General features: G+C 58.2%; 23 protein-coding genes and 1 other RNA gene. 22 read left to right on the top strand and 2 right to left on the bottom strand.

Annotated features, from left to right (window positions below):
• The first annotated feature begins 95 nt into the window (after positions 1-95).
• Positions 96-917: a cell division protein ZipA gene (gene zipA / locus J7302_RS09480; RefSeq protein ID WP_215373089.1), complete on the top strand. Its 822-nt coding sequence runs from the start codon at positions 96-98 to the stop codon at positions 915-917.
• Between the two features lie 224 nt (positions 918-1,141).
• Positions 1,142-3,526, top strand: a complete 2,385-nt coding sequence (gene ligA, locus J7302_RS09475) for an NAD-dependent DNA ligase LigA (RefSeq protein ID WP_215373086.1) — start codon at positions 1,142-1,144, stop codon at positions 3,524-3,526.
• Here ligA and J7302_RS09470 read toward each other — a convergent pair.
• Positions 3,523-4,395 (bottom strand): response regulator transcription factor, encoded by an 873-nt coding sequence (locus J7302_RS09470; protein ID WP_215373083.1) that lies wholly within the window; start codon positions 4,393-4,395, stop codon positions 3,523-3,525. The two genes, ligA and J7302_RS09470, sit on opposite strands and share 4 nt — an antisense overlap.
• Before the next feature lie 397 nt (positions 4,396-4,792).
• Here J7302_RS09470 and J7302_RS09465 point away from each other — a divergent pair, with 397 nt between their 5' ends.
• The 14 genes from J7302_RS09465 (at position 4,793) to J7302_RS09400 (ending at position 17,714) form a co-directional block, all read left to right on the top strand.
• Positions 4,793-4,999 (top strand): Flp family type IVb pilin, encoded by a 207-nt coding sequence (locus J7302_RS09465; protein WP_215373080.1) that lies wholly within the window; start codon positions 4,793-4,795, stop codon positions 4,997-4,999.
• 53 nt (positions 5,000-5,052) lie between these two features.
• Positions 5,053-5,568 carry an A24 family peptidase gene (locus J7302_RS09460; RefSeq protein ID WP_215373076.1) on the top strand — a complete coding sequence of 172 codons (516 nt, stop codon included), beginning with the start codon at positions 5,053-5,055 and terminating at the stop codon, positions 5,566-5,568.
• Between the two features lie 15 nt (positions 5,569-5,583).
• Complete coding sequence (locus J7302_RS09455; RefSeq protein ID WP_215373072.1) at positions 5,584-6,906, top strand: AAA family ATPase; 1,323 nt, start codon at positions 5,584-5,586, stop codon at positions 6,904-6,906.
• Positions 6,907-6,918: 12 nt separating this feature from the next.
• Complete coding sequence (gene cpaB, locus J7302_RS09450; RefSeq protein ID WP_215373070.1) at positions 6,919-7,722, top strand: Flp pilus assembly protein CpaB; 804 nt, start codon at positions 6,919-6,921, stop codon at positions 7,720-7,722.
• Positions 7,723-7,789: 67 nt separating this feature from the next.
• Positions 7,790-9,295 (top strand): type II and III secretion system protein family protein, encoded by a 1,506-nt coding sequence (locus J7302_RS09445; protein WP_215373067.1) that lies wholly within the window; start codon positions 7,790-7,792, stop codon positions 9,293-9,295.
• 15 nt (positions 9,296-9,310) lie between these two features.
• Positions 9,311-9,580, top strand: a complete 270-nt coding sequence (locus J7302_RS09440; protein ID WP_215373065.1) for a hypothetical protein — start codon at positions 9,311-9,313, stop codon at positions 9,578-9,580.
• A 7-nt stretch (positions 9,581-9,587) separates the two neighbouring features.
• Complete coding sequence (locus J7302_RS09435) at positions 9,588-10,922, top strand: pilus assembly protein TadG-related protein (protein ID WP_215373063.1); 1,335 nt, start codon at positions 9,588-9,590, stop codon at positions 10,920-10,922.
• A gap of 11 nt (positions 10,923-10,933) precedes the next feature.
• On the top strand, positions 10,934-11,413 hold the full coding sequence (locus tag J7302_RS09430) for a TadE family protein (RefSeq protein WP_251701978.1): 480 nt from the start codon (positions 10,934-10,936) through the stop codon (positions 11,411-11,413).
• A complete protein-coding gene (locus J7302_RS09425) occupies positions 11,413-11,901 on the top strand; it encodes a TadE/TadG family type IV pilus assembly protein (protein ID WP_215373061.1) in 489 nt (162 codons plus the stop codon). Before J7302_RS09430 ends, J7302_RS09425 begins: the two co-directional genes overlap by 1 nt.
• Positions 11,895-13,115, top strand: a complete 1,221-nt coding sequence (locus tag J7302_RS09420; RefSeq protein ID WP_215373059.1) for an AAA family ATPase — start codon at positions 11,895-11,897, stop codon at positions 13,113-13,115. Before J7302_RS09425 ends, J7302_RS09420 begins: the two co-directional genes overlap by 7 nt.
• A 3-nt stretch (positions 13,116-13,118) precedes the next feature.
• Positions 13,119-14,561, top strand: a complete 1,443-nt coding sequence (locus tag J7302_RS09415; protein ID WP_215373057.1) for a CpaF family protein — start codon at positions 13,119-13,121, stop codon at positions 14,559-14,561.
• Complete coding sequence (locus tag J7302_RS09410) at positions 14,558-15,544, top strand: type II secretion system F family protein (RefSeq protein WP_215373054.1); 987 nt, start codon at positions 14,558-14,560, stop codon at positions 15,542-15,544. Before J7302_RS09415 ends, J7302_RS09410 begins: the two co-directional genes overlap by 4 nt.
• A 36-nt stretch (positions 15,545-15,580) precedes the next feature.
• Positions 15,581-16,549 (top strand): type II secretion system F family protein, encoded by a 969-nt coding sequence (locus J7302_RS09405; RefSeq protein WP_215373051.1) that lies wholly within the window; start codon positions 15,581-15,583, stop codon positions 16,547-16,549.
• 1 nt (position 16,550) lies between these two features.
• The gene (locus J7302_RS09400; RefSeq protein WP_215373049.1) at positions 16,551-17,714 is read left to right on the top strand and encodes a tetratricopeptide repeat protein; all 1,164 of its coding nucleotides are present in this window, start codon (positions 16,551-16,553) and stop codon (positions 17,712-17,714) included.
• Positions 17,715-17,775: 61 nt separating this feature from the next.
• Here J7302_RS09400 and J7302_RS09395 read toward each other — a convergent pair whose 3' ends face one another.
• Positions 17,776-18,057, bottom strand: coding sequence for an HU family DNA-binding protein (locus J7302_RS09395; RefSeq protein WP_215373047.1), 282 nt, complete (start codon positions 18,055-18,057; stop codon positions 17,776-17,778).
• Positions 18,058-18,380: 323 nt separating this feature from the next.
• Between J7302_RS09395 and ffs the strand changes: the two genes are divergently transcribed.
• The 6 genes from ffs to J7302_RS09365 all read left to right on the top strand — a co-directional run bounded on the left by ffs (position 18,381) and on the right by J7302_RS09365 (position 24,230).
• Positions 18,381-18,477, top strand: an RNA gene (gene ffs, locus J7302_RS09390) — signal recognition particle sRNA small type.
• A gap of 303 nt (positions 18,478-18,780) precedes the next feature.
• Positions 18,781-19,416 carry a 2OG-Fe(II) oxygenase family protein gene (locus J7302_RS09385; RefSeq protein ID WP_215373045.1) on the top strand — a complete coding sequence of 212 codons (636 nt, stop codon included), beginning with the start codon at positions 18,781-18,783 and terminating at the stop codon, positions 19,414-19,416.
• A gap of 240 nt (positions 19,417-19,656) precedes the next feature.
• The gene (gene dnaX, locus J7302_RS09380; RefSeq protein ID WP_215373043.1) at positions 19,657-21,780 is read left to right on the top strand and encodes a DNA polymerase III subunit gamma/tau; all 2,124 of its coding nucleotides are present in this window, start codon (positions 19,657-19,659) and stop codon (positions 21,778-21,780) included.
• A gap of 11 nt (positions 21,781-21,791) precedes the next feature.
• Complete coding sequence (locus J7302_RS09375; protein ID WP_215373041.1) at positions 21,792-22,118, top strand: YbaB/EbfC family nucleoid-associated protein; 327 nt, start codon at positions 21,792-21,794, stop codon at positions 22,116-22,118.
• 136 nt (positions 22,119-22,254) lie between these two features.
• The gene (gene recR / locus J7302_RS09370) at positions 22,255-22,854 is read left to right on the top strand and encodes a recombination mediator RecR (protein WP_215373039.1); all 600 of its coding nucleotides are present in this window, start codon (positions 22,255-22,257) and stop codon (positions 22,852-22,854) included.
• 227 nt (positions 22,855-23,081) lie between these two features.
• A complete protein-coding gene (locus tag J7302_RS09365; RefSeq protein ID WP_215373036.1) occupies positions 23,082-24,230 on the top strand; it encodes an acyl-CoA dehydrogenase family protein in 1,149 nt (382 codons plus the stop codon).
• The last annotated feature ends 538 nt before the right edge of the window (positions 24,231-24,768 follow it).

Below are 24,768 nucleotides of genomic sequence, written 5' to 3'. Positions count from 1 at the left end.
ACGCCATTCAGAACATGGAGTTGGGCGCCACGTTTCAGGGGACGGGATGTCCTTTCTTTACCTTTTGTCATTTTTACCAGGGGATACAGGACTACATGGATATCGGTCTGCGCGAGTGGCTGATCGTCATTGGCATCATCGTAATTGCCGGCATTCTGTTCGATGGCTGGCGCCGCATGAGCGGCGGCAAAGGCAAGCTCAAGTTCAAACTGGACCGCAGCTTGTCCAATGCCCCGGATGACGAAGAAGATCCAAACCTGCTGGGCCCGGTGCGGGTCAAGGACAAGCAGCATCAAGAGCCATCGCTGGACGAGGAGGATCTGCCGTCGCTGAGTGCGCGCGATCTCAACAAGCGTCGTGGCGAGCCGCAGCAAGGCGACCTTAACCTCGACGAGCCAGTGCCGACCCTGCTGACGCCCGTCGATGAGGGCAAGAAGAATGGCAAGTCGCATCCCAAGGCCCAGCCTGAAGCCCAGGACGTTCCAGTCGAAGAAGTGCTGGTGATCAACGTGGTCGCCCGTGACGTCGATGGCTTCAAGGGCCCGGCTCTGCTGCAGAACATCCTGGAAAGTGGCCTGCGTTTTGGTTCGATGGACATCTTCCATCGTCACGAAAGCATGGCGGGCAATGGCGAGGTGCTTTTCTCCATGGCCAATGGTGTCAAGCCGGGTACCTTCGACCTGGACGACATTGACCACTTCAGCACCCGCGCCGTCAGCTTCTTCCTCGGCCTGCCTGGCCCTCGTCATCCGAAGCAGGCCTTCGATGTGATGGTGGCCGCTGCCCGCAAGCTGTCCCAAGAACTGAATGGCGAGCTGAAGGACGACCAACGTAGCGTGATGACTGCGCAAACCATCGAGCATTACCGCCAGCGCATCGTCGAGTTCGAGCGCAAGCACCTGACCCAGAAACGCTGAGCACGCGCCAGTGACCAAAAGAGCAGCCCCGGCTGCTCTTTTCGTTTGGCTATGCCGGCACCAAGCGTTGTCTCCGACTGAGCCCCTTGTAGGAGCCAGCTTGCTGGCGAATGTCGCGGATTCGCGAGCAAGCTCGCTCCTACGGGGCGCTCCGTTTGACGCCTCTGACCGGGCAACAGCTAACGTTGACATAGCCTTTTGTTTCAAGAGAAAGAGCCAGAACCATGACCGACGCCCAGACTGCCGCCCAGCGCATTTTCCATTTGCGCGCCGAACTGGATGAGCACAACTACCGCTACTACGTACTGGACCAGCCGAGCGTTCCGGACATCGAGTACGACCGCCTGTTCCGTGAGCTGCAGGCCCTGGAGGCGGAGCATCCCGAGCTGGTGACCCCCGAGTCCCCGACCCAGCGGGTCAGTGGCGCTGCCTTGGCAGCATTCGGCGAAGTGCGTCATGAGGTACCGATGCTAAGCCTCGGCAACGCCTTCGAAGAGCAGGACCTCCTGGACTTCGACCGGCGCGTGCGGGAAGGGCTGGGGGACCTGCTGCCGGCCGGCGACCTGTTTGGCGGTGGCGTCGACGTGGAATACACCTGCGAGCCGAAGCTGGATGGCCTTGCCGTCAGCCTGCTTTACGAAAATGGCCTGCTGGTGCGAGGGGCCACTCGTGGCGATGGCACGACGGGCGAGGACATCAGCAGCAACGTCCGGACCATTCGCAATGTGCCGCTCAAGCTCCAGGGCGAGGGCTGGCCGGCGGTGCTGGAGGTTCGTGGCGAGGTATTCATGTCCCGCGCCGGCTTTGATGCGCTGAACGCCCGCGCCGCGGAAAGCGGCGGCAAGACCTTTGCCAACCCGCGCAACGCGGCTGCCGGCAGCCTGCGCCAGCTGGATGCGAAGATCACCGCGAGCCGCCCGCTGGAGTTCTGCGCCTACGGCATTGGCCGTGTAGATGGCGAATTGCCTGGCAGCCAGTACGAGGTTCTTCAAACGCTCAAGACCTGGGGCGTGCCCATTAGCCGAGAGTTGAAGCTGGCCAAAGGCGCGACGGGTTGCCGCGAGTATTACCAGGATATCGGCGAGCGTCGCGATAGCCTCGCCTACGAGATCGACGGCGTGGTCTTCAAGGTCAACAACCTGGCCTGGCAGCGCGAGCTGGGCTTCCGCGCCCGTGAGCCTCGCTGGGCCATTGCCCACAAGTTTCCGGCGCGCGAGGAACTCACCGAGTTGCTGGACGTTGAGTTCCAGGTGGGCCGCACTGGCGCGGTGACCCCGGTTGCACGTCTCAAACCCGTTCAGGTGGCAGGCGTGACCGTCTCCAACGCCACGTTGCACAACATGGACGAAGTAGCCCGCCTGGGCCTGATGATCGGTGACACCGTGATCATTCGTCGTGCCGGCGATGTGATTCCGCAGGTCATGCAGGTGGTGGCTGAGCGTCGCCCCGCAGGCGCGCGCCCCGTGCATATCCCCGAACACTGCCCGGTGTGCGGGTCGGCAGTGGAGCGGACCCAACTGATCAAGCGTGGCAAGGGCAAGGAAACCGTCAGTGAGGGCGCCGTGTACCGTTGCGTCGGTCGCCTGGCCTGTGGAGCCCAACTAAAGCAGGCGATCATCCACTTCGCCTCGCGTCGTGCCCTGGATATCGAAGGCTTGGGCGACAAGATCGTCGAGCAGCTGGTGGATGCTGGATTGGTTGCTTCGCCAGCCGACCTTTACACCCTGACCTATGACCAGGTCGTGGTGCTTGAGGGATTCGCCGACCTCTCGACTCGGAACCTGCTTGGCGCGATCGCGGACAGCCGCACGCCAGCCCTGGCGCGCTTCATCTACGCACTTGGCATTCCAGACGTCGGTGAGGAAACCGCCAAGCTCCTGGCGCGTGCCCTGGGCTCGCTCGAACGCATCCAGCGTGCCTTGCCGGAAGTGCTCACCTACCTGCCGGATGTGGGGTTGGAAGTGGCCCATGAGATTCACAGTTTCTTCGCCGACGAGCACAACCAGCAGGTCATTCGCGACCTGTTGGCGCGAGGCGTGACCTTGCAGGACGAGGGTGATGTGTCGGCCGAATTTGCGGCTTGCACAACGTTGGCGGGATTCATCGACAAGCTGAATATCCCGGGCATCGCGGCCACTGGCGCGAAGAACCTGGCGGACAAAGGAGGCAGCCTCGATGGCGTGATTGCGCTGAGCCGGGACTGGCTGGAGCTGAGCGTGATGAAGGGGCTGAACGAGAAGGCCAAGCAGGCACTGCGCGAGTTCTTCAGTGATGCTGGAACCATCGAGCGGGCCAGGGCCATCGACGTGCAGCTACGCGACTTCGGCATGCATTGGGAGAGCGAAAAGAAGATCGTGGAAGGGTTGCCACTCGCCGGCCAGACCTGGGTGCTGACCGGTACCCTGGAGACCATGAGCCGTGATCTGGCGAAAGAGAAGCTGGAAGCCTTGGGCGCCAAAGTGGCTGGCTCGGTTTCCGCCCGCACTCACTGTGTGGTTGCGGGCCCCGGGGCTGGCTCCAAGCTGGCCAAGGCTAGCGAACTGGGCGTCAAGGTACTGGATGAGGCCGGGTTCATTGCCCGGCTGGCAGACCTGGGCGGAGGCCGTTAGGCCGTGATGCTCTTGATCACCTGTTCGAGCTTCGCAGCGGTGGCATCATCGAGTACCTCGCTCTCGCTTTCTTCCTGACGCAGGCGTTGCCGGAACTCGCTGGGCGTGCAGCCGGCAAACTGCTTGAAGGCGCGGGCGAAGTAGGACGGATCCTTGAATCCTGCCTCGTAGCCGATGCTGGTGACGGGCATCTGGCTGTTCGCCAGCAGGTCCTTGGCGAACTCCATGCGCTTGCCGAGGACGTATTCCATGAAGCCGACGCCGTTGACCTCCTTGAACAGGCGGCTGAAGCGAAAGGGCGTCATGCCGCAACGTCGGGCCAGTTCCTTCTGGTCGATGCTCTCGCGAAAGTTCTGGTCGATGTACGGCATGATCCTGCCCAGCGCCTTGTGCTTCTGATGGTTCGACGTCAGGCGGATGCTGCCCGGCAGGGAAGGGTTGTGGTCAACCAGTGGCTTCCTGCCCAGGCTGGGAACGTCCCGCCGTACTTCGCGAAGTTGCCGAAGCGAATGGAGATAGCGGCTTTTATCCTCGCCGGCGAGCGGCAGCACCATGTATTCCCATACCCTGGCGCGCATGGCCCAGACGGCGAGCTCTTCGGAGTGCTGCACGGTGAACATGGTGATCGGGATCGATGGGTTCGTCCGCTTGATTTCCAGCAGAAGGTTCAGGCCGTTCGCGTCGGGCTTGTCGAAGTGGATGCAAAGCATGTCCACCTGCCTGGAGCCTTCCCAGCCGACAGGTAGCGAAACGTCGCCCCGCCTGCATTCGCAGTAATCCTCGAACTGCTGCATCAGCTTGTGTGTTGACTTATCGCGCGTCAGGTCAAGCCAAAGCAAGATTGGTCTACCGGCTGAGTAGGACTGCATGATCGAACCCTGCACTCGTTATTGTCCCTTCCCCGTGATGCAGTATTGCCACTGTGCCACCAGTGTAAAGAACGAACCCTTATTGTCCGTCAGGTTTTCCTGCACTTTCTGTTCTAGTCAGGTCTGAGACCCCCATTTCTAGGGGATTTCCGCGCGACTACTCCGTTCGTCGCCCGACCAATCACCTTGGTTCTTTTTATGCGGGGCGCCAGGCCTGCTCAGGCCGCATCCGGCCTGACTTCCATTGATTTCCGCTCCGTTGTAATCCGCAAAAAAGTCCTATCGATCCGCAAAAAACTCCTAACCGCTGATTTTGGGCCGGTCTAGGGTCCATCACAGGCGGGGCGAGCAGTGCCGCCGAATCCTTGCAAAGACAAACGTGAGTGAGGTGGGCGAAATGACTTTTGAAGCAATCAAACAATCGGTGATGAAATTCATTGAGGATGAAGAGGGGCTGACCGTAGTGGAGTATGCGATCGCGGGTGGCCTTGTAGCCTTGGGGGTGACCGGGGCATTCACAATGCTTGGTGATGGTGTGGAAATAACTATTGATAAACTCAGTAATTGCCTCGGTCAAACCAGTGGTCAAACCTGCCCCAATTGAGCATTTCTGAGTGTAGATCTCACTACATATGAGCATCAGCCAGGGGGGGCGCTATGAGCTATCCATACTTTTCGATCATAGCGCTTTCTCTGTTTGTTTCACTAGCAGCCGTCTGGGATTGTGCTTTCAAGAAAATTCCTAACATATTGGTCTTCACTGGGATTTTGGCATCCTTTCTTCTTTACGTTTTGGATAAGGGAGCGTCGGGGGTTTCGAATTTTTTATTAGGTGTTCTGGTCGGATTTTCAACTTTTTTTCCATTCTATTTTTTTAAGGGTATGGCAGCTGGTGATGTGAAATTAATGGCAATGGTTGGTGGCTATCTTGGACCGTTAGGGGCTTTTGAAGCCGCACTTTTAGCATTAGTTGCTGGCAGTATCCTTGGTAGTTTGATTTTGATTCACAAGGGGCAGCTAGCGCGCTTTGTTAAAAGGTATTGGATGATGCTCGGATTACGGACATACATTGAACCAGAGCCAGATGATGCTTCTCGGCAGCGATTCCCTTTTGCCGTTGCCATTCTTGTGGGCACCTTCGCTAGTTACCTTTGGAAACCCTTCGCTCAGTAGCCTGGGAGAAAAATCATGTATGCCGTCAGCGACAGCAATGCCTACGCTTGTGAGCGGGACGCCGTACAGCGCCTAGCCCCACAACCGCGCACGATTCGCGAGACCGGCCTGGCGGACAACTTCCTGGGCGATCTGGTATGCAAGCACTTGCACGATGCCGGCGTTCTGGATATGCCGCGTTTGGTCGAACGCCTGGCGCTGACCGGTGCTGTCCTGGAGGAGATTCTATCCTTCCTGCGCAAGGACGGTCGCATAGAGGTATTGGGTCAGACCGGCGGGCAGGCCCTGCGCTATGGACTGACTGAGCGCGGTCGCAGCACCGCCCGAGATGCCTTGGCGCGCAGTGGCTATATCGGACCTGCCCCCTTTCCGGTAAGCGCCTATCGTTCCTTGCTCAAAGTGCAAACCATTCACCATGGCCGCATTACCGCTCGTGACATGCATTCGGCCTTTCAAGGCGTAGTACTGTCAGAAAATATGCTCGACCAGTTGGGCGTCGCACTTAACTCTGGGCGCGCCATCATGATTTACGGGCCAGCAGGCACGGGTAAGACCTATATCAGCTCTCGCCTGATTCGCCTGTTTGGTGAGGCCATCTGGGTTCCTCACGCCATTGCCGTTAACGAAGCGGTGATCGAGATCTACGATCCTCAGGTGCATCAGCGCCTGGACGATAACGCGCAGGCAAACAAGTTGCTGCTTGACGAAGGTATTGACCGGCGCCTGCTATGCTGCAAACGACCGATTGTCATAACAGGCGGCGAGCTCAGCATGGAACAGCTGGATATTCGCTACGATCCGTTCTCCCGGCAATACCAGGCGCCCTTGCAACTCAAGGCCAGCAATGGCTTGTTCATCATCGACGATATGGGGCGCCAGCGCATGGCACCGGCGGAGTTGCTCAATCGCTGGATTGTGCCCATGGAAGAGAAGCGCGACTTTCTCAACTTGGGTGGCGGGCGCCATTGCGAACTGCCCTTTGACCTGGTCCTGGTGTTTTCCACCAACCTCAACCCGCTGGAGTTGGCCGATGAGGCCTTCCTGCGGCGCATTGGCTACAAGCTGCACTTCAACTACCTGCAGCCAGACGAGTACGAACGCATCTGGCGCCAGGAAACCGAGCGTCTGGGCATCCCCTTCGACCCAGTCCTGTTGCGTTATGTGCTGATGGGGCTCTATGAACCTCAAGGCATGCCGTTAGTGCCTTGCCACCCACGGGATCTGCTCGGGATGGCGCTGGACCGCCAGCGCTACCTGGACGATTCCGGCCCGCTGTCACCCCGTGAGCTGGAATGGGCCTGGCAGAACTACTTTGTCCAGCTCGATTCGCTTGGCTGAGGAGATCTAGACATGAGTGCGCGTACCTTGACCCTCGTTGCCCTGTCCCTGGTCCTTGGCCTGGGCGCCGCCTGGATGGCCAACAATTGGCTGAGCGCCAAGCTCAATGCCAGCCCTGACGACAACCTTCAGGCCGTGGTAGTAGCCACGGTGGAAATTCCTTTTGGACAAATGATTGAGGCACAGCAGGTGACGCTTGTGCGCATGCCCAAGGGAACGGTCCCGGATGATGCCTTTGATGCTACTGATAAAGTGGTGGGCAAGATCGCCACATTTTCAATGTTGCGTGGGGATATCTTGAGGGGAGCAAGAGTTGCAGAGCACCTGGGAGGCAGCACGCTGGCCTCGTTGATCGCGACCGACAAACGCGCAATTTCGGTGCGTGTCGATGATGTGGTGGGTGTTGGCGGTTTCCTGCTTCCGGGAAATAGAGTCGACGTGCTCGCGACCAAGAAAGTCAGTGGCAGCAGCGAAGCCCAGTCCAAGACCATTCTTGAAGACTTGCGCGTTTTGGCCGTGGACCAGACGGCTAGCACCGACAAAACGCAGCCGGTAGTAGTTCGTGCTGTAACCCTGGAAATGTCCCCGAAGGAAGCGGAAATCCTGGTCAAGGCTATGACGGAAGGCCAACTGCAGTTGGCGCTGCGCAACCCGCTGGATGATCAGAAAAAGCCGGTGCAGCCGGCTGTTGCTGCAATTGAAAAGCCGGTACCCGCTGTCGTTGCGCCCAAGCCGGTCGTGCGGCGCAGTGGCGGTGGGGGGGGGGTGATCATCATCCGAGGCACTGCGGTGAATACAGCGAAGGCACAGCTTTAGGTCCAACCTGCCGCCAGCCGAATGGCAAGGCGGTCAGGCAACTGACCAGTCACGCAAGGAGAGGCATATGCAAAGCGTTCGGAAAGTAGGTTCTGTGGCGGTGTTCCTGTTTGCCTGGGCGATATTGCCGGCCCCAGTGTTCGCGGCTGAGCCATCGCCTGCCGTATCCGCGATGCCAGCGGCCAACACTGGCACTATCCAGGTTCCCATCTACAAGTCTCGGGTGCTGCATACCCGCGCGCCGGTCAAGCGGATCTCAGTGGGCAATCCAGAAATTGCCGACATCCTTATCACCAGTCCGACCCAGCTTTACCTGCTGGGACGGTCCCTGGGCAGCACCAACGTATTGCTCTGGGATGGCGGCAATCGTCTGATCGACAGTCTGGATCTGAATGTGGTGCATGACCTCGGCGGACTCAAGGACCAACTGCACCAGTTGCTTCCTAATGAGCGTATCGAAGTGTTCAGCTCCCAAGGCTCCCTGGTGCTACGTGGCCAGGTTTCCAGTGCTGCAGCCATGGATACTGCGGTCAAGGTAGCCAAGACCTATGCCGCCCAGACGTCCAGTGTGGTACAGGGTGAGGGCGAGGCGGCGAAATCCGCACCAACCCAGACCTTGGAGGTCATCAACCTGCTCAGCGTGGGGGGGAGCCAGCAGGTGATGCTGGAGGTCAAGGTGGCAGAGATGCAGCGCAGCCTGTTCAAGAGTATCGATGTACGCTTCAACGCCCTTGACTTCGGTTCGTCCAGCCGCTGGTCCACCGGCGGTTTCAATAATGGTGACGGGCTGGGCTTCGATGCTGACGGCAACGTCAACCCCACCTCCCTGTTCAGTAATGGCAAGGGCTTCTTCGGCCAATTCCTGTCGGACGAATTCCTCTTCAACGTAGTGCTGGAGGCAGCCAAGGACAATGGCTCGGCCAAGGTGCTGGCTGAACCAACCCTCACCACCCTGAGCGGGCAGCAAGCGGAGTTCATTTCTGGTGGTGAGTTTCCGGTCCCCGTCAGCGACGACGATGGCATCACTATTGAGTACAAGGAATTCGGGGTGGGCGTGAAGTTCATGCCGGTCGTGCTGGAGGCTGGGCGTATCAACCTGAACCTCAACGTCTCGGTCAGTGAACTTTCCAATGCCAACGCGCTGGTGCTGGATACCGGGACTGACGGCGCCCTTGGCAGTATTGGCCAGGTCGTCCCCTCTCTGACCAAGCGAAGTGCCCTTTCTACCGTAGAACTGGGTGATGGGCAGACCATCGCCATTGCAGGCCTGATCAGCGAGAACACCCGTGACTTTGTCAGCCGTTTCCCTGGCCTGGGCGATATCCCAGTGCTGGGACATTTGTTCCGCAGCCAGCAGTTCCAGAATGGTGAAACCGAACTGGTGATTCTGGTGACTCCCCACTTGGCCAAGCCGATCGATGCCAAGACTGTGCGCTTGCCCACCGAGAAGTTCGTCGAGCCCAGTGACCTGGACTTCTACCTGCTGGGCAAGACCAAGGGGCGTGAGCCCGGGCGCGTGGTGCCGGTCAGCCTTGGCGTCAGCGAAGGCCAGTTTGGCCATGATCTCAACTAGCCGGAGCCCACGACCATGAAAAAACTAATCCCCCTTTGCTTCCTGGTACTGCTCCCTGGCTGCATGAGTTACGAAGAGGGGCGGGTGGGGCCGATTGGCTACACCGTCTATTCGACCCACTACCAGCAGATTGCCGATAAGGAGCGGGCTGCCAACCCTGGAACTGAAGTATCGTCTGCGGGCGTGGATGGGCCGTTGACGGAGAAAGTCATGGACGGCTACCGCGGCGTGACCGGCGATGCACAGCAGGTCGGGCAGCCTGTCCAAATCAACATTAATAACTGAGGGCTCGATGATGAACCCTCAGATCCCGAAACCGTTCAATGCATTGCCGAGGCGTCAACGGGGGTCGGTGCTGGTGCTTGTTGCGGTGGCCATGCTGGCCATGCTGGCGATGGCAGCTCTGGCGCTGGATGGAGGGCATATGCTGGTGAACAAGACCCGGCTGCAGAACGCCACTGATGCTGCAGCGCTAAGTGCAGCAAAGCGGATGAGTCAGGTGCAGGGAATGACTGGTGCGATAAGTGAGGCTCAGGCAGCTGCCTACAAGACCTTCGAACTCAATGCTGACGCAGTTGGTAACGGGGAGTTGAAGGCAGCCATGGGGGCGACCGCCAAAGGCTTTATCAAGGTCGAGTTCTCGAACAGCGTCTATGGAGCTTTCAGCGAGACAGGGCCGGCTGATGCGAGTTTTGTCCGGGTTTCAGTGCCGGATTACCCCCTGACGCATTTTTTCTGGGGTATCCGACAGTTTTTCAATGACGGTGTTACTCCGGATAAAACAGTAGCGGCTATCGCGACCGCTGGCCCCGCTCCGAGTCAGCCCTGCAAAATCGAGCCGTTGTTGGTTTGCGGAAATCCTGACGAATCGGCCTATAACCCCAAAGACGGCTTGTATTGGGGCTTCAAGTCCGGAGATGTGACTGTATTGAAGTCAGCTGCCCAAAACACAGATCCGATCGGGCCGGGTAACTTCCAGTTGCTGGATTTTGGCAGTGGTGGCAACACAGTCCGAGACGGATTGGCGGGCGGGATTGAAGACTGCAACGTAGTGGGTGAAACGGCTACCACCGAGCCAGGGAATAAGGTTGGGCCAGTTTCCCAAGGATTAAATACTCGCTTCGGAGAAGGTTCTACGACCCAGTATCCTGCTGATTATGTGACGACCTACGATAAATGGATTTCACTTGATGGCGAGGTCGCGAAGTTCAATGGCAGTCCTGTCCTGTCCACGAATGGTGAGCTGACTGCAGGGACTGCTTCACTGTTCGATTACGTAGACTGGAAAAAAGCATACAAGGATGCGAGATGCCCAGGGGATAATTGCACTTTGGTGGGAGGGAAACCAAATCGACGAATTCTGAATATCGTGATTGGTGACTGCACTGGTAAAGAAGCTGGCGAGTTTAGTGGAAAGAGCGATATTCCAGTCATGGGGTTTGCCTGTTACTTCACCTTGCAGCCTGTACAGCAGGGCGGGCAGACATCGCAAATTTTCGGCCAGTTCGTCGATGAGTGCAACGGTGACAGCGTGCCGAGTTCGACCCCTTGGGATGATAGTGGTCCGCAGATCATTCAGTTGTACAAAACTTATATCAATACCACGACTCCAAGCACCGACTCTTAGGGAGGTGTCTCATGGTCCGTCGCCAAATCAAACAATTCAACGCCGAGCGAGGCGTTGCAATGGTGGAGTTCGCCATAACCTTGCCGTTGTTGCTGCTACTTTTGCTAGTGATCGGGGAATTTGGGCGCATGCTTTACCAATACAACAGCCTGCTTCAGGCCAGTCGGGATGCCGGGCGCTTTGTTGCGGGTAAGGCCTGGAATCGCACACTTGGTCGAGTTGACCTGACCAGTGACCAGCAGTTAGTGCCCAAGACGAAAAATATAGCGGTTTATGGTGTGCCTACGGCACAGACTGGCAATGAAGTTGTCGCGGGACTGAAAACAAGCGATGTAACAGTTATAACGGCGCCGGGCACAACGGATCATGTTCAAGTGAGTATCGCGTTCACTTTCGTTCCGGTGATCGGGAGCAAGATTCCAGGGTTCTTCGGAAGCTCTACTCCGCTAGGTATTTCACTCATGTCCACTGTTGTGATGAGGGCGTTGTGATGGGCAAGAAGCGAATGCAAGGTCTTTATACCGTGGAGTTCGCGCTTGTTGGGTTGGTGCTCTTCGTGCTGTTGTTTGGCGTGTTGGAAATGGGGCGGCTTTATTTTACTGTGAATGCGCTGAATGAAGTGGTTCGCCGCGGGGCGCGATTGGCAGCCGTCTGCACTGTTACTGATGAAGATATACGTCAAAGGGCGATCTTCAACGCGGCAGGCACGGGTGGCGTTGGTGAAAGCCAGTTGGTTCGTGGCTTAGAAACCGCCGATGTGAAGTTAAGTTATTTGGATGAAAACGGTTTACCGGTTTCTGCACCTTCAACGACAGATTTCTCCAAAATTCGCTATGTCCGGCTAGTCATCGATCAGTTCAGTTTTTCACTATTGATTCCTGGGTTTGGTGGGGGAGTTACCCTGCCGACGTTCAGGGCGATCTTGCCCCGTGAAAGCCTTGGCTACGATGGCGCGACAGAGGTACCCACAAGATGTTGAAGACTAGTGAAACACCCGGCGCATCTGGATCTCCTGACAAACAAGGGCTTCGTCTGCTGATTAGTAGTCGTGACGCTTCCGCTTTGCGCCACTTGCAGGGGTGCTGCCAACGCTTGCCTGGTCTATTGGTCAACACTCGCTTGGTCACCAACGGACATACAGATCCACTTTATGGGTTGGAGCAGATGCCGGACTTTCTGCTTCTGCGGGTCAGCCATTTGTGGCGCGAAGAACTAGCGGCCCTGCTGCAGAGGCCAGCTCACGAGCGTCCTCCACTGCTGGTGTGCGGGCCATTGGACGAGCGCGAGGGCATGCGCTTGGCCATGCAGGCTGGCGCTCGGGATTTCTTGCCCGAGCCAGTCGCGGAAGAGGAGTTGCGCGAGACGCTTGGCCGTATGGTCGTGGAGTCGCGCTCGGGGGCTAGCACAGGCGGCAAGTTGATCGCGGTGATGAACGCCAAGGGAGGCTCTGGCGCCACCTTGGTGGCCTGCAACCTGGCTCAGCAACTCAGCGTTGGCGGCGGTAGCACCCTGCTGTTGGACCTTGATCTGCAATTTGGCAGCGTGGCCCATTACCTGGATGTTCAAGCGTCCCACAGTCATCTGGACGTACTGCAGCAGATTGATGAGCTGGATAGCGTTGCCCTGCGCGGCTTCTGCAGTCACTTCAGCCCCACTTTGCATGTGCTCGGTGGACGTACTAGCGAACTTTGTCTGGCTCAAGACGTACGTCTGGAGCAGTTGGAGGCATTGCTGAAGCTGGCGCGTAGTACGTATGAATGGGTGGTGGTCGATCTGCCGCGGCAGATCGACCACATTACGGGCGTCACCCTCGAGCAGGCCGATCGAGTCTACATTGTGGTGCAGCAAAGCCTTAGCCATCTGAAGGATGCTAGCCGCCTAGTGCGTATCCTTAGGGATGATCTGGGAGTGCAGGGCAATCGGCTTCAGCTGGTGGTCAATCGCTATAACAAGACTGCCCCCGTAACTCTTAAGGACATCGCCGAGTCGCTTCGGTGCGCAGACGTTCAGAAGCTGCCAAATGATTATGCAGTGGTAAGCGAAAGCCAGAATACTGGTGTGCCCCTTGCTCTTCATGCCCCTCGGGCACCCGTCAGCCTCGCAATGCGCGAACTTAGCCAGGAACTGCTTGGCACTGAAGCCGCCAGGCAAGGCTTGCTTAAACGTACCTTCGGCCGACTGTTCGGGGGATAGACCATGCTCAGTGAATTCCGCAATCGCCTGCGTCAGCCGGCTACCAAGAAAGCCGATAATGCTCAGCAAGACGTATCTGAAGGGGGAGGAGAAGGAGACGGTGCGTTAATGGCCTGGGAGGTCAGTGCTCCGGATGCGGTATATGAAACGAGGACCCACCTCAACCCGGTGGAGTCTGAATGGCGAGAGAAGATTTATCAGCAACTGCTGAAGGTGATGGACCTGTCCCTCCTGGACTCTCTCGAGCCGGCGGAGGCAGGGCGACAGATACGCGATATTTGCCTTCGGTTGCTTGACGAGCATTCCGCGCCGGTAAGCTCGGGCGTCCGTCAACTGATCATTAAACAGATCACCGATGAGGTGCTCGGCCTGGGGCCGCTGGAACCCCTGTTGGCCGACCACAGTGTGTCCGATATCCTCGTTAACGGACATGCCTCGGTATATGTCGAGCGGCACGGAAAGCTGCAGCGCACTGACGTGCATTTTCGCGATGACCAGCATTTGCTCAACATCATCGACCGCATCGTGTCCAGTCTGGGGCGGCGTATTGATGAGTCTTCGCCACTGGTGGATGCACGATTGAAGGACGGCTCACGGGTCAACGCTATCATCCCACCCTTGGCAATCGATGGGCCGAGTATGTCAATTCGGCGTTTCGCGGTCGATCTGCTCAACACCGAAAGCCTAGTGCAAATGGGCACCCTGACCCCGGCGATCGCCCTGGTGCTCAAGGCCATCGTGCGTGGGCGCTTGAATGTGCTGGTGTCGGGCGGTACTGGTACCGGCAAAACCACCATGCTCAACGTGCTCTCCAGCTTCATCCCACACAATGAGCGGATCGTCACGATTGAGGACTCGGCCGAGCTGCAGCTGCAGCAGCCTCATGTGGTGCGCCTGGAAACCCGTCCGGCAAATATCGAGGGGCGCGGTGAAGTGAACCAGCGTGAATTGGTTCGCAACAGCCTACGCATGCGCCCGGATCGCATTGTAATTGGTGAGGTCCGGGGCGCCGAGGCGCTTGACATGCTAACCGCCATGAACACCGGCCATGACGGCTCGCTGACCACCATTCACGCCAACACCCCACGCGACGCATTGGGAAGAATCGAGAACATGGTATCCATGACCGGCGCTACCTTCCCAATCAAGGCGATGCGCCAACAGATTGCCTCAGCCATTGATGTGGTAATTCAGTTGGAGCGCCAAGAAGACGGTAAACGCCGCTTGGTCAGCGTGCAGGAAATCAACGGCATGGAAGGCGAGATCATCACCATGACCGAGATTTTCGGCTTCGAGCGGCGTGGGGTCGGTGAGCAGGGTGAAGTACTAGGTGACTTCCGTCCTACCGGCATGGTTCCCGCCTTCCGCGATGTGCTGGCCAAGCGTGGCATTGAATTGCCATTGAACTTGTTCCGCCCAGAATGGATGGAGGCCATGCAGTCATGAGTCAGTTGCCGACTGAGTTCATCCTGGCCTTCCTTGGAATGGTTTTTGTCGCGGTATTCCTCCTTACTCAGGGGCTTGTAGTGCCTGTGTTCGGCGAGGCGAGCAAGGTTCGCAAGCGTATTCGTGCGCGGCTGGATGTGCTGGAGCACGCGAGCAACATGCCAAACATGCAGTCAGTCCTGCGGCAGAAGTATCTGAAACGCCTGTCTCCATTGGAGGCGGCTATGGAGCAATTGCCGCTCATGGAGCGCCTGGCCCAAATGATTGAGCAGGCTGGCCATGAGTACCGTGCCTATCGGGTGCTGCTATTGGGGCTGCTGCTGGCCATCGCTACTGGGGGGGCTCTTTGGCTGATCCTGAAGCTCTGGTGGGCATCTTTAATTGTCGCAGGACTGGTGTTCTGGCTACCTTTCATCAAGATCTCGGGAGACCGTAACAAGCGCTTCGCGGCCTTTGAAGAGGGACTGCCAGATGCCCTGGATGCCATGTGTCGTGCTCTGCGTGCGGGGCACCCCTTCAACGAAACTTTGCGTCTAGTGGCTGAAGAGCACAAAGGGCCTGTCGCTCATGAGTTCGGTCTGACCTTTGCGGACATTAACTACGGAAATGATGTGCGTAGGGCCATGCTCGGTCTGCTGGAGCGTATGCCGAGTATGACGGTGATGATGCTGGTGACCTCGATTCTGATCCATCGGGAGTCTGGCGGTAACTTGACTGAAGTGCTGGAGCGCCTGAGTGGTCTGATTCGAGGGCGCTTTCGCTTTCAGCGCAAGGTCAAGACATTGTCCGCAGAGGGGCGGATGTCGGCTTGGGTGTTGGTGTGCATACCATTCGTGCTTTCCGCAGCAATCATGGTGACGACTCCCGAATATTTGCCCTTGCTGATCAAAGAGCCGATTGGTCAGAAGATGGTAATGGGCGCCTTCGTGGCCATGGTGGTGGGCATTTTCTGGATCCGTAAGATCATCCGGATTCAGGTTTGACTGGCGCAAGCCAGCTAGAGATAGGAGGGAAAATTCATGGACTATCTGCTCAGCTTGATCGGAAGTGCTGTAGGGGATCAGGAGCTGGCGCGCTTGATATTTCTCATGGCTGTTGGTCTTAGCGCGGTCCTTGCCGTTGTCACTATCGGTTTGCTCGTGTTGGGCCTGCAGAGTCCCGTTCAGAGACGCTTGGCCTTGATCAAGCGGGGGCAGGTTGACCTGGCGGTTGGGAACCGGTCACCCAGCAACCTGCAACTGCTTTTGGAGCAGGTGGGTGACCGCTTGGGCGGTGGCGAAGAAAGCAAGACTTCAAGCACACGCACTCTGCTGATGCATGCCGGATACCGTTCGGGTTCTGCGGTCCAGGTTTACTGGGCTATCCGTTTGTTGTTGCCACTTCTGCTGGTGGGTATTGCGGTGCTAGTGCTTCCATTATTGCCGAAGCTTTCGATGTCGATCGCCTTGCTGATGACAGTCGGGGCTGCAGGTATAGGCTGGCTGGTGCCTGCGGTGTATGTGGACAAGCGAAAGGAGGGGCGGATGACGCGTCTGCGCGTTGGCTTTCCTGATGCTCTCGACCTGATGGTGGTCTGTGTGGAGTCCGGTTTGGCGCTACCGCAAGCCATCGAGCGAGTGGCTGATGAGCTGGCGGTAAGCCATTCGGAGCTGGCCGAGGAGTTGGCCTTAGTCAATGCGGAGATTCGAGCCGGTATCCCTAATTCACTGGCGCTCAAGAACCTGGCGGATCGAACTGGCCTTGAGGATGTGCAGGGGCTGGTTAGTTTGCTGTCGCAAAGTATTCGTTTCGGTACCAGTGTGGCCGATACATTGCGGATCTATGCCGAGGAGTTCCGTGACCGCCGGACCCAGGCAGCTGAAGAGCAAGCTGCGAAAATCGGCACCAAGCTGGTTTTCCCACTAATCTTCTGCCTGTGGCCAAGTTTCTTCCTAGTCGCCATCGGCCCTGTAATCGTAGGGGTACTAAAACTCTTCGGGAAGCTATGACATGAACAAAGCCAGTCTGCTGGTGGCCATGGTGGCCGTGCTGTCGGGATGTCAGACAATGGGGCCGGAAAAGGCAAATAGTGGAATCCGCTCACTCTACAGCGGCGACAACTCAGTGCTTTACCAGGTTCAGAAACAAGTCGACTCACCCGACCAGGCCATGCTGAATGCGGGGCGTGCATATCAGGCTGGCGATCTGGATCAGGCCTTGTTCCAATATCTGCGGGCCATTGAACTGGACCCTAAACGCTATGAGGCACTGGTGTGGGTCGGGCGGATCCATCGTGACAGGGGCAATACCCAACTGGCCGAGATGGCTTTCACTGAGGTGATGGACGCTGCCCCGGACAACATCGATGCCGTGATGGAGTTGGGACTGCTGAAGTTGTCCGTGCGCCAGCAGCAGGCCGCGGAAGAATTGCTGCTCAAGGCAGTGGGCATGGATCAGCAGCGTCTGGGAGCCACCAAGAATACCGCTGGGCTGGCCGTGGCCGATATCAAGGTCGATAGCAAGTCGCCGGTCAAGTTGTACAACGGCCTAGGCGTATTGGCCGATTTACGCAATGATTTCCCGTTGTCCGAGGCGTATTACCGCCTGGCCTTGCAGATCGAGCCGCGCTCTGTACTCGTGCAGAACAGTCTTGGCTACTCCTACTACCTCGCCGGGCAATGGCCTGAATCCGAACGGGCCTACAAGCGCGGCATCAGCTACGAGCCGTCCTATAAGCCAATCTGGCGTAACTATGGGCTATTGCTGGCGCGGATGGCACGTTACGAAGAGGCCATCTCCGCGTTCGAGCAGGTCGAGAAGCGGGCCGAGGCTAGCAACGACGTGGGCTATATCTGCCTGGTCGAAGGCAATCTGGATATGGCCGAGCAATTCTTCCGCAGCGCTATAGAGCAGTCGCCGGCTTATTACAATGCTGCCTGGGACAACCTGAACAGGGTCCAGCAGATTCGTAAGCTGCGTGAGTTGGGAGGGAGCGCGCCGGTAGTTGAGCCGGTTGCCGCAATGCCCGAGTCAGTGCCAGCAGCCGAGCCGGTTGCTACCATTTCAGCCGCGGTGGCGGAGCTGCCTGACGCTGCGCCGATTGCTGCAGTGCCCAGTGCTGTCGAGGCTGGAGCTGCGCCGGCTGTCGTGGTCAACACGGCGACGGTGCCGTAACGGGCATGATCAGTGCGGTTTGAGAGGGCAGGCAATAGGCCTGCCCTCTGCATGTGTGGCCTTACTTGTTGACTGCGTCGGTCAGGGCCTTGGTTGGCACGAACTTGACCACTTTCTTTGCAGCGATCTCAATGGTCTTGCCAGTCTGCGGGTTGCGGCCGGTGCGTGCCGGGCGCTCGGTGATCTTCAGTTTGCCGATGCCTGGCAGGGTGATCTCATCGCTGTTCTCCAGCGTGTCGTTGACGATCTCGCTCAGCTGCTCAAGCACAGCGCGTACGCTGGCTTTGGTGTTTTCGGTCGCTTCTGCGATGTCGGTGATCAGCTGGTCTTTGGTGATTGCCATGGTGTAGCTCCATTCAGTGAGTCCGGCTTGTGGCCGGGTTGGTCAGTCCAACGTCGAGTGAGACAGGCGCAATCGCGTAGAGTGCCGTTGCAGGCTGTCGCAGGGGCGAAAGCCCGCCGAGCCTAGCATGGAAAAAGCGTGCTGACCTTTGACCTGGGTTGGGTTTACGCCGGCTTCACCCAGCGTGAGCCCGCGTCCAGCAACGCGAAGCGTGGGGTGATTGCAAGTGCTTGTCACAAAAACGTTTTTAGCGGTTGTAAGTTGGCGCGGAGCCGGTACAATGGCGCGGCTCGCCGATCTGGCGAGTCTCGTGATGGTGGCCCTGCCGGTCCCCCCGCAACGATCAGCCGTGAACCCGGTCAGGCCCGGAAGGGAGCAGCCGCAGCGGTGAAATTGTGTGCCGGGGTGTGGCTGGTGGGGTCCACCTCCAATCTATAAATCCTTGATTTTATGAGGATTTATCAGCCAAAAATGCAGAGTGAAACAGAGCTTCGGTACACCTGAGCAGTGCACCTTGATGCAATGCTGACTCTGCTAGATGCCTCAATTCATTCTCTTCTCATTCATTACTTTGTCCGAAGACGTGCAAAGCATGATGCTGTGCTCGACAAGGTGCGGCCCGTGCTGGGCGAGCCCGGCCGGGCGGGGTTGGGGGAAGTCACGGCGGGGCACATTCTTACGCAGACTAAACTGGTAGGTACCTACCAGATGCGGTGAGCAGCCATGCCGGCCTCCACCTCTGACGTTGTACGCCTGTTCCCGACCTTCGTCTGGCAGAGCCGGCTTGAACTTGCGTGCTACGAACCCCTTAACCGGGATCTCCTCGCACATGTCCGCATGCTAATGGGGGCGGGCGCCGGAGCCTACACAGGCGCCGCCTGGCAATCTGGGTACGTGCTACATCAACAACCAGAATTTGTTGCCCTGGTCACGCACATCGAGGCCGCCGTGAGCAATGTGCTTGCGTTTATCAAGGTAGTCGATGCTCCGTTCCGCATCACTGGCTGCTGGGCCAATGCTCTGGGGCCTGGGGCGGCACACGCGATGCACAGCCATCCCAACAATTTTCTGAGCGGCGTCTACTATGTGCAAACGCAGGAAGGCGCAAACACGATCAACTTTCATGATCCGCGCCCCCAAACTGCCGTCATTCGTCCGCCGGTCACCGCATTGATGGCATACAACACCGATCAGGTGGTGGTAACCGTCAGCGATGGCACCCTTCTCATATTCCCGGCCTGGCTGCCGCATTCAGTCTCTGTGAACACAAGCGCCCGCCTACGTGTCAGCGTAAGTTTCAACGTCATGTTCACCTCGTACGACACGACCATGAGCCCGCCGCTATGGGGCGAGGGCTAAAGACCGGCCTCCCTTTGGGCCTGGCTCTTTCATCAGCAAATCAATGGCCATTCAGAAACCATCATCACCACATTTTCGTATCTGCTCCTTTTCAGTCAGGGTGCTGATGCGCTGCGTGACCAACGGCGACGCTGTAACTGGCGTTGAGCAGAAAGAAGCCCGCTCACTCGCATCGGATGCAATTTGCGGTTCGCTCCGCTAGCATTAGCTCCTTCTGTTTCTCAGACGCGACGGTTTTCAATGAGTTATCAGGTTCTTGCACGTAAATGGCGCCCGCGCTCGTTTCGCGAAATGGTCGGCCAGACCCATGTGCTGAAGGCCTTGATCAATGCCCTGGATAACCAGCGCCTGCACCATGCCTATCTGTTCACGGGTACGCGTGGCGTGGGGAAGACCACAATCGCGCGGATCCTGGCCAAGTGCCTGAACTGTGAGACTGGCATCAGCTCGACGCCCTGCGGTCAGTGCTCGGTGTGCCGCGAGATCGATGAGGGACGCTTCGTCGACCTGATCGAAGTGGACGCTGCCAGCCGCACCAAGGTCGAAGACACTCGCGAGCTGCTCGATAATGTGCAGTACGCTCCCAGTCGTGGTCGCTACAAGGTCTACCTGATCGACGAAGTGCATATGCTCTCCACGCACTCGTTCAACGCCTTGCTCAAGACCCTCGAAGAGCCACCGCCGCACGTCAAGTTCTTGCTGGCCACCACGGACCCGCAGAAGTTGCCTGTTACCATCCTCTCGCGTTGCCTGCAGTTCTCTTTGAAGAACATGCCGCCGGAGCGGGTGGTTGAGCACCTTTCCCATGTGCTGGGCGCCGAGAATGTCCCATTCGAAGAGGATGCGCTCTGGCTGCTGGGCCGTGCTGCCGATGGTTCTATGCGAGATGCCATGAGCCTTACCGACCAGGCTATCGCCTTCGGCGATGGCAAGGTATTGGCTGCGGATGTGCGTGCCATGCTCGGTACTCTCGACCATGGTCAAGTGTATGGGGTGCTCCACGCGCTGCTGCAGGGCGATGCGCGCGCTCTGCTTGAGGCAGTGCGGCAACTGGCTGAGCAGGGTCCGGACTGGAATGGCGTGCTTTCCGAAATGCTCAACGTGCTCCACCGCGTGGCCATCGCCCAGGTGCTGCCGGATGCCGTCGATAACGGCCAGGGTGACCGTGACCGCGTGCTGGCCTTGGCTCAGGCGTTGCCTGGCGAAGACGTGCAGTTCTATTACCAGATGGGGTTGATCGGTCGTCGCGATCTGCCGCTCGCACCCGATCCGCGCAGTGGTTTTGAAATGGTGCTGCTGCGGATGCTGGCGTTCCGTCCGGCGGATGCTGATGGCGTACCGAGGACCATACTAAAGGACCCGGGGATCAGTCAGGCCACGACTGATCCCAAGGAAAACCCAGTGGCCGGAGTCGTCTTGTCGGCTCCGGTTTCCGTTGGTGCGTCGGCTCCGCCGGCCGATGTTGTCCCGCCCGCCGTGTCGCGCGAACCGGCTGCGGCTCTGATGGTCGAGGCGCCTGCGATCTCGGCTCAGTCTGTGGCTCCGGCGCCAGTGGCGGTCGTCGCTGAGCCCGCTGTTGCTGATGAACCACTTGCTACACCCCAGTCTCAGCACAAAGCGGAGGAGCTTGCTCCCGAACCTGTCGCGCAGGCCGAAGTGATCGACTTGCCATGGGAAGTGTCTGCACCAGTCGAAACCGTTGTTGACTTGGCGCCGGCCGAGCCTGAAGTTGTTGTCGAAACCTTGGCGGTCGCTGAGCCAATACCCGCTACTGAGCCTGAGCCTGAGCCAGTGGTGTCGCAGTCTTTACCCGAGGCTGTGGTTGCCCAGGACGACGCGGACGACGAGCCTCCGCCCGGTGATTACGACGATTATTACGAGGCAGAGGCCGAAAGCATCGCCTTCCTGGATGAATTGACCCCGGCGGTAGAGGCTATTGCCGAGCCACAAGTCGAGCCTGCTGCCGCGCCGGCGACGGGGCTGGCTGCCGAGTGGCTGGACTTGTTCCCGCGCCTTGGTCTTTCGGGCATGACGGGCAACATCGGTGCCAACTGCACACTGGTCGCGGTAGAGGGTGATGTCTGGCGTTTGCACCTGGATCCGGCGCAGAGCGCGCTTTTCAACTCGAACCAACAGCGCCGGTTGAACGATGCCCTTGACCAATACCATGGGCGTAACCTGACCCTGGAGGTCGAGGTTCGCCGTCCTGAGCAGGAAACGCCGGCGCAAGCCGCCGCGCGCAAGCGCGCTGCTCGTCAACGGCAGGCCGAAGAGGCCATTGCCAGCGACCCGTTGGTCCTGAAGATGATCGAACTGTTTGGCGCCTCTGTTCGCGCCGATACCATTGAACCCCTGGAACGCTGAGGATATTCACCATGATGAAGGGTGGCATGGCAGGCCTGATGAAGCAGGCCCAACAGATGCAGGAAAAGATGCAGAAGATGCAGGAAGAGCTGGCCAATGCCGAAGTGACCGGGCAGTCCGGCGCCGGCCTGGTGAGCGTGGTGATGACCGGTCGTCATGACGTCAAGCGCGTGACACTGGACGACAGCCTCATGCAGGAAGACAAGGAAATCCTCGAAGACCTCATCGCTGCGGCTGTGAACGATGCAGTGCGCAAGATAGAGCAGAACAATCAGGAGAAGATGGCTGGTATGACGGCGGGGATGCAGCTCCCTCCCGGTTTCAAGATGCCCTTCTGATTCAGGCACCCTCTCTCGTTGACGGGGAAGGGTCGAGGGGGAGTGCATACCTGTGCCACTTCTCCCTCGGCCCCTTGCCTATGTATGGGAGAGGGGAGGTCGCGGCCAATGGGCCGCTTTTTATTGCGAGAAATCCATGAGCTTCAGCCCTCTGATCCGCCAATTGATCGACGCTTTGCGAATCCTGCCTGGGGTAGGGCAGAAGACTGCTCAGCGTATGGCGTTGCAGCTGCTGGAGCGCGACCGCAGCGGTGGCTTGCGTCTGGCGCAGGCGCTGACGGCGGCGATGGAGGGTGTAGGGCACTGCCAGCGTTGCCGTACCCTGAGTGAGGAAGAGCTTTGCCCGCAGTGTGCCGACCCCCGCCGTGACGACACATTATTATGTGTGGTCGAAGGGCCGCTGGATGTATTTGCTGTCGAACAGACTGGCTATCGAGGTCGCTTTTTTGTCCTCAAGGGGCATCTTTCGCCTTTGGATGGGCTAGGACCGGATGCTATTGGCATTCCCGAGCTGATGGCTCGCATCGAGGCTGGCAGCTTCAACGAGGTGATCCTTGCCACCAACCCTACGGTCGAGGGTGAGGCTACTGCTCATTACATCGCCCAGATGCTTGCAGCCAAGACGATCACGGTTTCACGTATCGCCCACGGCGTTCCGCTGGGCGGGGAATTGGAGATGGTTGATGGCGGCACGCTGGCCCATGCCCTCGCTGGACGTCGTCCGATCGGACATTGAGTCCCCGCGCGTCGTAGCTGCTACTTTTCCACTTCCTTGAAATAGACTCGCAACAGCTCCTGTCGGCCAAGTTCTTTGTGCCTACTCGGGAGTTCTTGGCCGCCTCCTTGGTTTGTTCGCTCTGCCGGAGGGGCGCGGCTGAAAAGCCCTATTTGATGGCGTGACTCGCGGCTTGATGGCCAAGCAAGCGCTTGGTACGTTCGGTTGAACCTGCCTGGAGCTATGCCATGCCCGCCTGCCAGCAATACTTCGATGAGACCCATCAGCTGATCCGCGACTCCGTCCGTCGCTTCGTCGAACGCGAAATCCTGCCCCATGTCGCCGAATGGGAGGAGGCCGAGGAGTTTCCGCGTGAGCTATACCTCAAGGCTGGAGCTGCCGGGATCCTCGGCATCGGCTACCCGGAAGTGTTCGGTGGCAGTCACGAGAGCGATATTTTCGCCAAGGTGGCTGCCAGTGAAGAGCTGATGCGCAGTGGATCCGGCGGGTTGGTGGCCGGGCTGGGCTCGTTGGATATCGGCTTGCCGCCGGTGCTCAAGTGGGGGCGGCCTGAGTTGCGTGAGCGCATCGTGCCCCAGGTGCTGGCGGGCGAGAAGATCATGGCCTTGGCGGTCACTGAGCCATCTGGCGGTTCCGATGTGGCCAACCTCAAGACTCGTGCTGTGCGTAATGGCGACTTCTATCGAGTTACTGGTAGCAAGACCTTCATAACCAGCGGTGTGCGCGCTGACTACTACACGGTGGCGGTGCGTACTGGTGGGGATGGATTCGGTGGGGTGAGTCTACTACTAGTAGAAAAGGGGGCTCCGGGTTTTAGTGTGGGTCGCAAGCTGAAGAAGATGGGTTGGTGGGCGTCTGACACCGCTGAACTGTTCTTCGACGATTGTCGAGTGCCAACGGAGAATCTCATCGGTGCTGAGAATATGGGCTTCGCCTGCATAATGGCCAATTTTCAGAGCGAGCGGTTGTCCCTTGCCATCATGGCCAACATGACAGCCCAGTTGGCCTTGGAGGAGGCGGTGAAGTGGGCGCGTGAGCGAGAGGCGTTCGGTAAGCCCATCGGTAAGTTTCAGGTCCAGAAGCATCGCCTTGCTGAGATGGCTACCCAATTGGAGGTGTCCCGCGAGTTCACCTATCGCCAGGCATCCCAAATGGCGGCGGGCAAGAGCGTGATCAAGGAAATCTCGATGGCGAAGAACTTTGCCACAGATGTCGCCGATCGCTTGACCTATGACGCGGTGCAGATCATGGGCGGCTTGGGCTACATGCGTGAAAGCCTGGTGGAGCGTCTCTATCGCGATAACCGAATCCTGTCGATCGGTGGTGGTACGCGGGAGATCATGAACGAGATTATCGCCAAGCAGATGGGGCTCTGAGTCTTGGCGCAACGATGGTTGTACGGACGCGATGCGTCGTCGCTCCGTACCGCCACATTTAATAGAGCAAATACGACTCAGCATGCGGTCGCATGGGGTGGTCGTCGGTAGCGGGAGAATAGACTTAAATTAATTGTTGACGGCGCGTTTTGGATCCCTATAATGCGCACCTCTTCCAGCGCAGTCGCCAAGTAAAACTCCTTGAGATTCAATGAGTTAAGCTTGATAGACGATGAGCTGGAAGGTTCTTGCCTCGCAAGGCTCGCCAGTGGCGAGGGAGGCTGGAAAGGAGGTGTTGACAGCGAGTTTGAATGCTGTAAGATTCGCCTCCCGCTGACGAGAAGAGAGATCGGATCGAAGGCGCAAGCGGTTGAGTAGAAACGAAAAATTTCGAAAAACAGCTTGACAGAAAGAAAGGCTGCTGTAGAATGCGCGGCCTCGGTTGAGACGAAAGACTTGATCGAAACGCTCTTTAACAACTGAATCAAGCAATTCGTGTGGGTGCTTGTGAAGTAAGACTGATAGTCAACTGATTATC

This window comes from Metapseudomonas boanensis (assembly GCF_018704125.1).
GTDB classification, from domain to species: domain Bacteria; phylum Pseudomonadota; class Gammaproteobacteria; order Pseudomonadales; family Pseudomonadaceae; genus Metapseudomonas; species Metapseudomonas boanensis.
This window is presented reverse-complemented; position numbering and strand designations above follow the sequence as displayed.